The 12725-nt window shown below is 67.4% G+C and carries 12 protein-coding genes; 6 read left to right on the forward strand and 6 right to left on the reverse strand.

Features of this window, described 5'->3' with window-relative positions; all coding sequences use genetic code 11:
* Nucleotides 1-115: 115 nt before the first annotated feature.
* Nucleotides 116-538, reverse strand: coding sequence for a CopD family protein (locus ACTOWK_RS10665; protein ID WP_441330147.1), 423 nt, complete (start codon nucleotides 536-538; stop codon nucleotides 116-118).
* Nucleotides 539-688: 150 nt separating this feature from the next.
* Between ACTOWK_RS10665 and ACTOWK_RS10670 the strand changes: the two genes are divergently transcribed.
* From ACTOWK_RS10670 to ACTOWK_RS10680, 3 genes are all read left to right on the forward strand, one after another.
* Entirely contained in the window at nucleotides 689-1297 is a 609-nt protein-coding gene (locus tag ACTOWK_RS10670; protein WP_441330148.1) for a class I SAM-dependent DNA methyltransferase, read from the forward strand.
* A gap of 292 nt (nucleotides 1298-1589) precedes the next feature.
* Nucleotides 1590-2834, forward strand: coding sequence for a polyhydroxyalkanoate depolymerase (locus tag ACTOWK_RS10675; protein ID WP_441330232.1), 1245 nt, complete (start codon nucleotides 1590-1592; stop codon nucleotides 2832-2834).
* A 533-nt stretch (nucleotides 2835-3367) separates the two neighbouring features.
* Complete coding sequence (locus tag ACTOWK_RS10680) at nucleotides 3368-3760, forward strand: hypothetical protein (protein ID WP_441330149.1); 393 nt, start codon at nucleotides 3368-3370, stop codon at nucleotides 3758-3760.
* A 431-nt stretch (nucleotides 3761-4191) separates the two neighbouring features.
* Here the strand turns inward: ACTOWK_RS10680 and ACTOWK_RS10685 are convergent, their stop codons facing one another.
* A complete protein-coding gene (locus ACTOWK_RS10685) occupies nucleotides 4192-5124 on the reverse strand; it encodes a sensor domain-containing protein (protein WP_441330150.1) in 933 nt (310 codons plus the stop codon).
* Nucleotides 5121-5486 (reverse strand): PadR family transcriptional regulator, encoded by a 366-nt coding sequence (locus ACTOWK_RS10690; RefSeq protein WP_441330151.1) that lies wholly within the window; start codon nucleotides 5484-5486, stop codon nucleotides 5121-5123. The genes ACTOWK_RS10685 and ACTOWK_RS10690 overlap by 4 nt, the downstream gene beginning before the upstream one ends.
* A 176-nt stretch (nucleotides 5487-5662) precedes the next feature.
* On the opposite strand from ACTOWK_RS10690, the gene ACTOWK_RS10695 reads away from it, so the two are divergent.
* Together ACTOWK_RS10695 and ACTOWK_RS10700 are read left to right on the forward strand one after the other, a co-directional pair.
* Nucleotides 5663-6121, forward strand: coding sequence for a hypothetical protein (locus tag ACTOWK_RS10695; RefSeq protein ID WP_441330152.1), 459 nt, complete (start codon nucleotides 5663-5665; stop codon nucleotides 6119-6121).
* Between the two features lie 14 nt (nucleotides 6122-6135).
* A complete protein-coding gene (locus ACTOWK_RS10700) occupies nucleotides 6136-7098 on the forward strand; it encodes a peptidylprolyl isomerase (protein WP_441330153.1) in 963 nt (320 codons plus the stop codon).
* Between the two features lie 85 nt (nucleotides 7099-7183).
* Here ACTOWK_RS10700 and speG read toward each other — a convergent pair whose 3' ends face one another.
* Nucleotides 7184-7768, reverse strand: coding sequence for a spermidine N1-acetyltransferase (gene speG / locus ACTOWK_RS10705; RefSeq protein ID WP_441330154.1), 585 nt, complete (start codon nucleotides 7766-7768; stop codon nucleotides 7184-7186).
* 147 nt (nucleotides 7769-7915) lie between these two features.
* Here speG and ACTOWK_RS10710 point away from each other — a divergent pair, with 147 nt between their 5' ends.
* A complete protein-coding gene (locus ACTOWK_RS10710; RefSeq protein WP_441330155.1) occupies nucleotides 7916-8212 on the forward strand; it encodes a hypothetical protein in 297 nt (98 codons plus the stop codon).
* 68 nt (nucleotides 8213-8280) lie between these two features.
* Here the strand turns inward: ACTOWK_RS10710 and ACTOWK_RS10715 are convergent, their stop codons facing one another.
* Nucleotides 8281-9117 (reverse strand): DUF4349 domain-containing protein, encoded by an 837-nt coding sequence (locus ACTOWK_RS10715; protein WP_441330156.1) that lies wholly within the window; start codon nucleotides 9115-9117, stop codon nucleotides 8281-8283.
* Nucleotides 9118-9430: 313 nt separating this feature from the next.
* The gene (locus tag ACTOWK_RS10720) at nucleotides 9431-12079 is read right to left on the reverse strand and encodes a TonB-dependent receptor (RefSeq protein WP_441330157.1); all 2649 of its coding nucleotides are present in this window, start codon (nucleotides 12077-12079) and stop codon (nucleotides 9431-9433) included.
* Nucleotides 12080-12725 lie beyond the last annotated feature (646 nt).

Raw genomic sequence — 12725 nt, forward strand, 5'->3', positions numbered from 1 at the left:
CCTCCTGCAGGCACATAACAAAACGGCGACCCGCCAGCAGGTCGCCGTTTTTCGTTACTCGGTCGTCAGCGCCGGCCCGCTTACGAGTCCCGAGTCCCGAACCCCGAACCCCGAATCAAAACGGCTTCGCCAACACCAACCAGACGATCGCGATCAAGGCGAACACCGGGATCTCGTTGAAGATGCGCAGGCTGCGCGAGGACGGCAGCGGGCGGCCCTGGTCGACGCCCTTGAGCCAGCGTCCGGTGACGATGTAGAAGGCCAGCATCGCCGCGACCACGGTCAACTTGGCGTGCAACCAGCCGCCGCTCATGTGGAACACGAACCAGAGCACGCCGCCGAGGATCGCGGCGACGCCGAACATGATGTGGCCGAAGCGGTACAGACGCCGGCCCATCAGCACCAGGCGCGCGCGCACCGCCGGCTCGTCGCCGGCCTCGGCGAGGTTGACCAGGATCCGCGGCAGGTAGAACACCGAGCCCATCCAGGCCATCACGAACACGAGATGGAAGGTCTTGGTCCACAGATAGGCATTCATGCGCGGGCGTCCTGAAGTCGGCTGGCGGTGTCGGCGGGCGGAACCGATGAAACCATCATCGGGCAAAGCGCAGACGCATAGCTCGCGTCGCGCCCTGTCCGCCGGCCGGGCGCGATAGGATGCCACGCTCCACGCAACGCCGATGACCCCATGAGCAAACAGTACGACCGCGACTACTTCCAGCGCTGGTACCGCGACCCGGCCCTCAAGGACCAGGCCATCGGCGGCAGCGCCCGCCTGGCGCGCAAGGTCGCGCTGGCCGTCGCCACCGCCGAGTACCACCTCGAACGCCCGCTGCGCAGCGTGCTCGACATCGGCTGCGGCGAAGGGCCGTGGCGGGCGCCGCTGCTGAAGCTGCGGCCGCGCGCGAGCTACCTGGGCTTCGACAGCAGCGAGTACGCGATCGGCCGCTACGGCCGCAGCCGCAACCTGCACCTGGCGCGCTTCGGCGACTTCGAGTTTCTGCGCCCTAGCGCCCCGGTCGACCTGCTGATCTGCAGCGACGTGCTGCATTACCTGGACACACGCGAACTCGACCGCGGCTTGTCGGGCCTGGCCGAACTCTGCGGCGGCGTCGCCTTCCTGGAAACCTTCAGCCGCGAAGACGGCATCGAGGGCGACACCGACGGCTTCAAGCGCCGCCCGGCCAGGTTCTATCGCGAGCGTTTCGCCGCCCAGGGCTTCGCCAGCCTGGGTTCGCACCTGTGGCTGGCGCCCGGGTTGCGCGGCGGCACCGCGGCATTGGAAACCGCCGAGTAACCCGCCTGCGCTTGCAGTAGGAGCGGCGCGAGCCGCGACCGCGAATCCGCAACGACGACGCCAGAGGGAAACATGACGGCCGCGGCTTGCGCCGCTCCTACCCCCAACCGCGGCGCCACTGCGTCTCAGCCCATCCTGGAACGCCGGTCGCATTCGCCCGGGCCATTCACGCGACCGCCATCCCAATCCGCTATGCTGCGGCGCAGCAAACCACCCGGGCAGGAGCCCTTCCACGCTCCTGCCTCAGGCCGTACCGCCACCGTCGTAACGCCACAGAGAGTCCCATCCGATGCTGCTTTATCAGATGCATGAACTCGGCCGTGCCTGGATGGCGCCGATGACCTACTGGGCCGAAGCCGGCGCGAAGATGTTCGCCGCGCCCGGCAGCTGGCTCTCGGCCGTGCCCGGCGCCTCGCGCCTGGCCGCCGGTTACGAACTGCTGTACCGGGTCGGCAAGGACTACGAGAAGCCCGAATTCGGCATCCACTCGATCCAGATCGACGGCAACGCCTATCCGGTGATCGAACGCGAGATGCAGCGCAAGCCGTTCTGCCGGTTGCTGCGCTTCAAGCGCTATGCCGACGACGCCGACAACATCGCCGAGCTCAAGGACGACCCGCCGGTGTTGGTGGTCGCGCCCTTGTCGGGCCACCACAGCACCTTGCTGCGCGACACGGTCAAGACCCTGCTGCGCGACCACAAGGTCTACATCACCGACTGGGTCGACGCGCGCATGGTGCCGGCCGAGGACGGCGCCTTCACCCTCGACGACTACGTCGCCTACATCCAGGACTTCATCCGCCTGATCGGCGCCGACACCCTGCACGTGATCAGCGTTTGCCAGCCGACCGTGCCGGTGCTCGCCGCGGTCTCGCTGATGGCCGCGCGCGGCGAAGCCACGCCGCGTTCGCTGGTGATGATGGGCGGCCCGATCGACACCCGCGAAAGCCCGACCCAGGTCAACGACCTCGCCGTGCACAAGCCGCTGTGGTGGTTCGAAGGCAACCTGATCCATCACGTGCCGGCCAACTTCCCCGGCCGCGGCCGCCGCGTCTATCCGGGCTTCCTACAGCACGGCGGTTTCGTCGCGATGAACCCGGAGCGGCATTTCCAGTCGCACTGGGATTTCTACCAGGACCTGCTCAAGGGCGATCTGGAAGACGCCGACTCGCATCGCCGTTTCTACGACGAGTACAACGCGGTGCTCGACATGCCGGCCGAGTACTACCTCGACACCATCCGCGTGGTGTTCCAGGAACACCTGTTGCCGCGCGGCCTGTGGGACGTCGCCGGCGAACGGGTGAATCCGGGCGCGATCAAGAACACCGCGCTGCTGACCATCGAAGGCGAACTGGACGATATTTCCGGCCAGGGCCAGACTCGCGCCGCGCACACCCTGTGCACCGGCGTGGCCGAAGCCGACCGTGAGCACCTGACCATCCTCGGCGCCGGCCATTACGGCATCTTCAGCGGCCGCCGCTGGCGCGATCAGGTCTATCCGCAGGTGCGCAAGTTCATCGCCAAGTACGCGGCCTGAAGTTCTTCGCGCCGCCGCGCGCATAGCCGCCGCACCCCGAGCCCGATGCCTTGCATCGGGCTTTTTTTGCACGAATCCGGCCGATCGGCACGGAAAAACTGTCGACTGGGTTGCAAACGCGCCAGTAGCGGCGCGGACCCGGCGAATTTTGCGGATACAGTCGGCGGTGAGGCCCGCCGAAGGATCGCCGCGCCCCACCGAACGCTGCCTGTGCCGTCGCCCTCGCTTCGAGGCCGCATCGAATCAGCTCGGCGAATCAGCTCGCACTGATCAGGACCACGCGAACCGGCCACGCCGTTCGCGACACGCCAGGAAGGCCCAATGCCGCATCGCATCGTTCCCTCGCCATCGCCCGCCGCAACGCCGACGCGTCGCATGGCGCCATCCCGCGCGCGCATCGCAAGCGCGATCGCCCACTGCGATCGCCCGCCCCTACCTCCTGTCGCAAGCCACCGGCGCTCTGTCCGCGCCCTTGCCTCGGGTCGTGCTTCATCCTCCCGTCGTTCCACCGCCCCAGGTTCAAGGAGAACCGCATGAAACTCGCCACCGTTTCCGCCGTCCTGTCCGCCCTGCTGCTGTGCTCGGGTGCGGCGTCCGCCGCCACGCCGGCCTGCCAGTCCGCGCGGATACAGGTCGAAGTCAGCCACATCCAGCGCGTCCAGGCTTGCACTTTGCAGGGTCCGAACAGCCCCATCTGCCAACAACACCAGCAGGTCGAGAACATCTATTGGCAAATGATGGATGCGCAATGCCCGGCACCGACGTCGCAGTGCTCGATCAACCGGCAGATGTACAACATCGTTTCGCAGCAGCGCGCGATGAAATGCCAGCAGGCCGGCTCCTCGACCGACCCGATCTGCCGGGCCGCAATGCAGCAGGAAGACGTCAGCTTCCTGCAGGTCAAGATGAGCTGCTTCCTGCCCTGATCGCTGGCTTCGATTCGCCGCGCGGTTCGTACGCGGCAATGGCGCGATGCATGGGACAGGCAAGAGCAAATCCCCCCTGCCCCCCTTTTGCAAGGGGGGGAACAGCAAAAGCGCAAACGTTCTCGGATCGCCCCTCGCACATCGCCCCCTTTGAAGAAGGGGGCGAGCGCCCGGCGCGGCACGAAGCCCGATGCGGGTTGCGGCGCGGGGGATTTGTTGTTCGGCGCGATGCGGGGGGCAAGCAAGAGCAGATCCCCCCGCCTCCCTTTTGCAAAGGGGGGAACAGCGTAGCAGCGACGTAGGCCAGCGACTGAGCGCACTCGGTTGTGGGTACACATCACAACGACGAAGCCGGCCCTCGGGCCGGCTTCGTCTTGTTCGAGTCTCGCGATGATCGACGGCGGCAGTGACGGCCGCTGCTTCGCCTTGCCTCAGCCCAGACGCACCAGCAGATGCTTGGCGATCTGGCCGTGGAACTTGCCGACGAAGCGCGCGATGTGCAGGGTCGCGAACAGCAATGCCACACCGATCAACATCGCCACCGGCCACGACCACGGCTCCCAGGCCATGAACACATCGTAGCCATCGAATTGCACTGTGCCGATGTCCAACAGCCGCAGCAGCGGGAAGAAGATCAGCGACAGCGAGACGCTCAGGCCGGTCACCGCGACGGTGAAGTAGGCGATGCCGAGCGGCAGCATCAGCAGCATGTAGATCAACGTGGTCCAGGTGCGCGGGTCCGCGAACATGTCCTTGATGCGTTCCAGGATCGGCCGTTCGCGATTGTGGTACAGCGGCCGGCGCGGCATGCGTTCGCCGAGCATGACCTCGACCAGGCGGCCTTCGACCAACGACAGGATCCGCACCGAACCCAGGAACAGAATCAGCAGCGGCACGCCGATGATCAGGACCAGCAGGCCCAACGACAGCGACACGCCGACGTTGACCCAGGTGAAGTAGAAGATGCCGGTCGCCAGCGAGAACAGCATGTAGAACAGCGCGGCGTAGGTGCGCGGTTCGGCGGCGACGCCGAAGAAACGCCCGAGCAGCGACGGGCGCGGCTTGGGTGCCGGCGGGCGCAGCGCGGTCTGCACCTTGACCTCGGTGTCGCGGTAGATCTCGGCGACCTCGTCGGGCGCACCATAGCTGCCGGCGACCGCGGCGATCACCTCGGCCTCGCTCTGGCCCGGGTTCTCGGCCATCTCCGAGCGCAGGTACTCCTCGGCGTCGTACAGCGCGTCCTGGATCAACGCCTTGTCCGCACCGGCCAGGGCCGCGCGCAGGCGATCGAGGTAGTCCGGTATCGACTGCGGCAGCGCGCTGTCGAGGCGGGCGAAGGAGCCGGTGGCGGCGGTGGTGTTCATAGTGCTAGCCCCTGAAGGACGGAATCGACGGAATCGCGGGTGGCGCGCCAGGCCATGACCCATTCGCGCAGCACGGACAGCCCGGTTTCGGTGATGCGGTAGTAACGGCGCGGCGGGCCGGTCACCGAGGGTTCGACGTGGCTGTCGAGCAGGCCGCCGGCGCCGAGATTGCGCAGCACCGGGTACAACGCGCTCTGCTTGCCGCTCAACACGCCCTCGCCTTCGCGTTCGAGGCGCTTGGCGATCTGGTAGCCGTACATCGGCTCGGCGGCCGAGGCCAATACCGCCAACAGGGCCAGCGAGACGGTACCGGCACTGAGCTCTTTCTGGAACTTTCGCAACTGGGTGTCGAAGTCGGTCATGTCGCTCTCCGCTATCGTTGAGCTCATGCTATTGCGAAGTTCGGTATAGCGAATGTGCCGATAGTCATCAGGACGAGCCGCAGGGCCGCTTTCCGCCGGCAGGCCCGGGGTAGGCTGCGGCGATCCGGCCGCAGCGCCCGGTCCCACGACATCAGCGAAGAGGTCCTGCCCACGCCATGGAATCGCCCCGACCCGACCCCGCCCAGCTCGCCCTGCTGCACCGCCTCGCCGGCGCCTGGTCCGGGCCCGAACGCAATGCCGATGCAGCGGGCGCCGCGGCCTCGGTCGGCCACGGCCATTACCGCATCGCCCTCGACGGCGGCGCGCTGATCCAGGACTACCGCCAGGAACGCGACGGCCAGACCGTGTTCCGCGGCCACGGCGTGTTCCTGGTCGAGCCCGGCAGCGACCAGGTGCTGTGGTGGTGGTTCGATTCGCTGGGCTATCCGGCCGCGCCGGCACGCGGGCGCTGGCACGGCGACAGCCTGCGCTTCGACCAGGTCACCCCACGCGGCGAATCGCGCTATCGCTACGAACTCGACGGCGAGCGGCACCGCTTCGTCATCGAGAACCGCTGCCCGGGCGAAATCGACTTCGCCGAATTCATGCGCGGCGACTACACTCGCCAGCCCTGACAGGAGATCGCCCGATGCGTTCGATGCCGCAAACCGCCCTGCTGAGCCTGTTGACCGTCGCCGTGCTGCAGACCGCAGCGGCGCAGACGCCGACGCGCCCGATGCAGGAGATCCTCGACGCCAGCCAGCCCGCCGACTGGCGCGCCCTGGACCCGAAGAACACCTTGTACGTCGAACTGCCGCGCGGCCGCGTGGTGATCGAGCTGGCGCCGCAGTTCGCGCCGGCGCACGTCGCCAACATCCGCACCCTGGCCACCAATCAGTACTGGAACGGCCTCAGCATCAACCGCTCGCAGGACAACTACGTCGTGCAATGGGGCGACGCCAATGCCGAGGACGCGGCCCAGCGCAAGCCTTACGGCCGCGGCGTCAAGACCAAGTTGCCGGCCGAGTTCGCCCGCAAGAGCCAGGGCCTGGCGATGACCGTACTGCCCGACGCCGACGGTTGGGCGGCCGAGGCCGGTTTCGTCGCCGGCTTCCCGGCCGCGCGCGATTCGGCCACCGGTTCGAGCTGGCTCGCCCATTGCTACGGCACCGTCGGCGCCGGCCGCGACATGGCCGCCGATTCCAGCAACGGCACCGAACTGTACGTGGTGACCGGGCAATCGCCGCGCCACCTCGACCGCAACATCACCACGGTCGGACGCGTGGTCAAGGGCATCGAGCTGTTGTCCTCGCTGCCGCGCGGCACCGGCAACCTCGGTTTCTACGAAACCCCGGCCGAGCGCACGCCGATCCGCGCGATCCGCCTGGCCGCCGACGTGCCGAAGGCCGAACGCGCCAACCTGGAAGTGCTGCGCACCGACACGCCGCTGTTCGCCGAACTGGTCGAATCGCGGCGCAACCGCCGCGACGAGTGGTACAAGCAGCCGGCCGGCCACATCAACATCTGCAACGTGCCGCTGCCGGTGCGCCAGCAGACCGCGCAGGCCGCGGCGCAGCCGTCCAGGGCGAAGGCCAAGGGCAAGAAAAAGTAAGCTCGCATCGACGGCGTCGGGTCTCGCACGGCCGGCGCCGTTAGGCGCCGGCCTCAGTCGTGTTCGACGCCAGTCGGCGCCGGTGTCAGTCCCGTTCGGGCCCGCGCGACAGCGGCTTGGCGCTGGCGCCGCGCTCCAGCGCCTGCGGCTGGAACAGGCACATCCGCACCACGTCGTGGTAGCGGCCGTCGCTGAAGAATTCGTCGATCAACACGCCTTCGCGCTGGAACCCGGCCTGCTCGTAGATCGAGATCGCGCGCGAATTGTCGACGTCGACCAACAGATAGAGCTTGTACAGATTGAGCACGCGGAAGGCGTAGTTGATCGCCATCTCGGTGGCCGCGCGCGCGTAGCCGCGGCGCTGCTGCTCCGGCGAGATCATGATCAGGAATTCGGCGCGCCGGTGCAGGTGGTCGATCTCGACCAATTCGACCAACCCGACCCGTTCCTGGGCGCTGTCCTGGACGATGAAGCGACGCTCGGACTGGTCGTGGATGTGTTTGCGGTACAGCTCTTCGAGTTCGACGAAGGACTCGTAGGGTTCCTCGAACCAATAACCCATCACGCTGCGGTTGTTGTTGAGCACATGGACGAAATGCAGGTCGCCGCGCTCCAGCGGACGCAGGGTGACGCTCGGCACGGGATGCTCGTCGGCGGAGGTCGTAGTCATGGCCGTTACCCTACTCCACCGGCATGCAGCCGGCGTGACGTTTCGCGGCCGTTTCGGTCGCAGTGCACAGAGGGATCGCGCCGCTTCACATCGCCTTAGCCAGCGTCTGCCTAGCCTGTCGATACCCCCCTGCGCGAAGGCCCCACCATGCCCCTGCTCAGACTGCGCATCACCGGCAACGAGGGCGACGCGCGCGCCATCGGCAATCTGTTGTCGAGCCTGGAAGGCATCGAACACGTCGAGGAAGTCGCCGACCTGATGCCGCATATGGACGACTCCGATTCCAGTTCCGCCGGCTTGCCCGACGACGCCGGCCCCGGCGTGCACGAGCTCGAAGTCGACGCGCCCAACGCCTCCACCGCGAACAAAGTGCGCGAAGCGGTCGAGGCCCTGGCCTTCGATCTCGACATCCTGGTCGAATTCGAGACCGACGAAGAACGCTGAGCCGGCGCTGGCGGCGATAGCGGGCGCAGCGCCGGCCCGAAGCCGACGCTGCGCAACCGCGGGCCGCCTCAGGCCTTGCGGCGCTTGCGCAGCGTGCGGCGGATCAGCCACAGCAGCGGCAGCAACACCGCCAGCACCGGCAACAACACCGCGAAGGTGCGGATCAGGAACGCGATCACCGCCGCGACGATGCCGCCGAAATCGCGGAAGGCTTCGCCGATCTCGCTGCGGCTGGCCTGGGCACGGGTGGTCTCGAAGTTGAAGGTCACCAACTGGGTGGCGATGCGACGCTGCTGTTGCGCGGCCTCCTGCTGCGCGCCCTGCAACTGCGCCTCGATCTCGGCGATGCGGTTCGACAAGGTCAGCACGTCGGCGACCTTGAGGTCCTTGCGGCCCTGGAACTCGAGCAGACGCGCGTGTTCTTTCTGCAGGCGATCCTGCAGCATGGTGTTGTTGCGAACCGCGGTGGCCAGGTCGTCGGCCTGGATGCTGCGTTCGCTGATTTCATCGCCCTTGCCGGCCAGTGCGATCAAAGGCTCGACGCCCTCGGGCACGATCCGCACCTGCAGGGTCGCGCTCGGTTCGTCGCCGCCGCTCTGGTTCATGCCGAGCACCGCGCACGCGCCTAACTTGCCGCCGTTGCAGGCCGCCTGCACGGCCTGGGCCTGGGTGGCGATGCGCTCGCCCGGCAGACGGATCCGCAGCCGGTGTTCGTAGGCCAACAGCACGCCGAGATCGGCCTTGCCCGGCGACGGCGCCGAGCCGCCCGCATCGGGCTTGCTGAGGTCGGCCATCGGCACCGCGACCGCCTCTTCCATCGTTGCGGCGTTGTGCTTGCTGCACGCACTGAGCAAGCCCAGCGCCAACGTCGCAGCCAGCACCCGCTTCGCAAATCCATACCCCATGATCTCTCTCCTTGGCCCGTTGTGATCCATTCGGCCCGCGCACTATGCCATCGCGGCCGGGGGCGCAGCGGGTTTGCGCTGGCGCCGTGGTCGTATTGACTAACGTCGCGCTGGCCTGATCGGGGTTGAACAACTTCGGAGATACGGCAGAGACCTCGGAGTCGTGCCTGGGTGAAGCCCTGGGTGTTCGGCTCCGCTGAAGTAAAGCGGCGCCGCCTTCGCGGGAACGACGGTGGTGGATTGCGCCGCGCTCGCACCAGCCGTCATCCCCGAAAGGGCTCAGAGACTTCAGCGCCGCACATGCCGCACCCAATCAGAACTTGTGCTTGAACCCCACGGTGACGAAGCGGCCCAAGGCGTCGTACTGACTGATGTCGTAAGGCAGCGCGCCACCGGCCGGGTCGAACGGCGGGTCCTTGTCGGCCAGGTTCTGCACCGACAAATACACGGTGGTGTCGCGCAGACCTTCGTAACCCAGGTACAGGTCGAACTGGTGGTGGTCGTCGACCTTGGCGTCCAGGCCCGGGTTGCTGCGCGCATCGACGATCTGCTGCTTGTACCCACCGATGTAACGCCACGACAGCTGCGCGTTCCAGTCGCCACGGCCGTAAGCCAGCGAGGTGATGCCGCGCCACTTCGGCAGTGCGCCGAAGCGGTTGCCGCCCGCGCCTTCGAGTGCGCTCTGGCCGGCCACTTGCGGCTGCTCGTAACTCAGCAACCGGGTCCAGGTGCCGTCGAGGGTCCAGTCGGCGTCGCCGGCATGCCAGACCTTGCGGCCTTCGATGTCGAAACCGGTCGTGGTCAGGGTGCCCTGGTTGGCGTAGCGGTTCTCGACCAATTGCAGGCGACCCTGCGCATCGCGGGTGACTCGTCCCGGGTTGGTCTGTGGGTTGGAGACCACGAACTGGACGTTGTCCGGCGCGATCAGATCGTCCTGGCGGATGCGGTACAGGTCCACGCCGAGGCTGGTGTCGGCATCGGGCGCCCACAACACGCCGAGGTTGATGTTGCTGGAGCGCTCGGCCTCGAGTTCGGGATTGCCGGCGCGCAGGATCGTCACCCCGCGCGAGGCGCCCGGCTGCACCGGGTCGAAGGGGTCGATGACGCTGCCGTAGCTGATCGTGGTGCTCTGCGCGATCTCCGGCAACGACGGCGCACGGAAGCCGCGCGAGGCGTTGAAGCGCAGCAGCCAGTCGTCGCTGGCCTGCCAGCGGATGCCGAGCTTGGGCGAGAACGCGCTGCCGAAGTCGTCGTAGTGGTCGCCGCGACCGGCCAACTGCACTTCCACCTGTTGCCAGGGCTTGAGGCTGAGTTCGAAGAACGCCGCCGACACGCGGCGACTGCCGTCGATCAGGTTGATCGCCGGGCGCAGCTCGGTGCCCGACAACACCTGCGGGCTGGTACGCGCGTCCTGGGCTTCGTCGCGGAATTCCACGCCCGCGGCCACGCCGACGTCGCCGGCGCGCCACTGCCAGGGGAAGCCGGAGATCTTGCCGCTGACCGTGCTCAGGCGATAGGTACCCGGGCGCCGCGTCGACAGGCGCAAGGCGTCGAGCGCGCCCGGCGTGCGCGAGGGGTTGAGGAAGTCGTAACTGCCGCTGGCCAGGGTCTGCTCGAATGCGTAACGGTCGAGGAAGTTGCGCACGTACTCGCGCTGACGGCTTTCCGAATGGCTGCCGGCGACTTCCCAGTCCCAGGTTTCGCCGTGGCCGCGCAAACCGATCAAGGTGCGCTGGAACTGCGACTTGTTGATCTTGTAGCGCGCGCCTAGGTCGAGGAAGGAGTACTCGAACGGGGTCGGCACCGCATTCGGATTGTTCGGATGGCCGACCGGCAACACCGCCGGGATGTCGACCAGGCGGCCGGTGCTGCGGTCGTAGGCGCGCAGGCCGGCGCCGACCGACATCGGTGCGCTGAAATAGGTGCCGTTGTGGCTGGTGCTGTAGAGGATTTCGGCGAAGCCCTGCAGCGAATCGTTGAACCACACGTCGCCGGCGACCAGCGCCTGGTAACGCTCGACGTCCGGCACCAGGGTGCGGTAGGGCTGGGTGTTGAACGCGCAGGCGTTGCCCGGCAACGGGCTGCCGAAATCGGCGTAAGGCCGCGACTGGGTGCCGGGCTGGCACGCGAACGCCACCGGTGCGCGCGGGTTCGACAGATAGGCGCCGCCCTGGGTCGACCAACCGGCGAGGCGTCCCCCGGGCTGGTCGCGGTAATCGCCGTCGCGGGTCAGGTCGCGCTCGTCGGCGTCGAGACGGCCGCGCTTGAACACGTCGAGGCTGAAACGCAGGCTGTAGCCGTCCTTGCTCGAATCGCCGTGGCCGGCGCGCAGGCCGAGGCTGCTCTGGTCGATGCCGCCTTCGGTCGCCGCGCCATAGGCCGCATCGACTTCCAGGCCTTCGATCTTGCGGCGCAGGATCAGGTTGACCACACCGGCGATCGCATCGGAACCGTACAGCGCCGAGGCGCCGTCCTTGAGGATTTCCACCCGTTCGATCGCGCCCAGCGGCAGCGCGTTGAGGTCGACGAAATTGTCCTGGGTGTTCTGGGCGAAACCGTACGAGGCCACGCGATAGCCGTTGACCAGCACCAGGGTGTTCTTCTGACTGAGGCCGCGCAGCGACACGCCGGCCGAACCATTGGCGAAGCTGCCGGTGTATTGCTCGTTGAAGCTGTTGCCGCTGTTGACGGTGAGGCTGCGCAGCAGGTCGGACACGGTGACCTTGCCGCTCTTCTCGATCTGCGCGCGATCGATCACCAGCACCGGGTTGACTCCGACCTCGTCGCTGCGCTTGAGGTTGGTGCCGGTCACCTGGACCGCATCGAGGGTCGTGCCGGGCGCGGCGTCGGGCGCGGCGGCTTCGTCGGCTTGCGCCAACGGTGCGGCCAGGGCGATCGACAGGGCCAGCGCGAGGCGTCGGTAGCGCACGCCGGATCGGGTCGAAACAAGAGCGAAGGACATGGGGAGTTCCTGGGTACGAGTCGAAGGGAAAAACGAGAGACGAAAGAACGCCCGCCCGGAACGGCATGCAGCCGCCGGCGTTGCGCAAGCGCAGTGCGGTCACGAGGGAGAGGGGCGCGCGACGGCGTTGCCGTGCGGCCGCGTTCCGTTCCGGGACGGGCGAGAAACGGTGCCGGCAGGATCAGCCCGTCGCGGGCATCACCTGCCGGCTACAGCGACAGCGCACCGGCATTCGTGCGATGGGGCGAGCCAGCAGCGAAGCGAGCGCGGTCGCGAGCGGAGATTTCAGGGTCGAAGCGGACATGGCGGCAAGGACGAACGTGAAGTGGGAGCGGACGGACCGGGTGTAGCGATGCGCGATCAGCGGCAACACGCGCGACAGCGGCAGGCGCGCATGGAGCGGCGCGATGCGGCATGAGTTTTGGTCGGTCCTGCAGGATTCACGGTGAGGTCGTCGGCAGCGGAGAATGCGCCGCCGAAGCCGGCGACGAGACATATGTTGCATCGCGATAAAACGAGGTCAATCGGCGCTTGGCCTGCATTCCTCGTTTCCGGGGTCGTCGGCCGCTGCGATCCTGAACGATCCTGAATTGGGCCACGCGCAGGCGAACCGCGCGAATCGCGCGCAAGCCCCCGCAGGCCAAGG

This window comes from Lysobacter sp. CA196 (genome assembly GCF_052078695.1).
GTDB lineage: Bacteria > Pseudomonadota > Gammaproteobacteria > Xanthomonadales > Xanthomonadaceae > Lysobacter.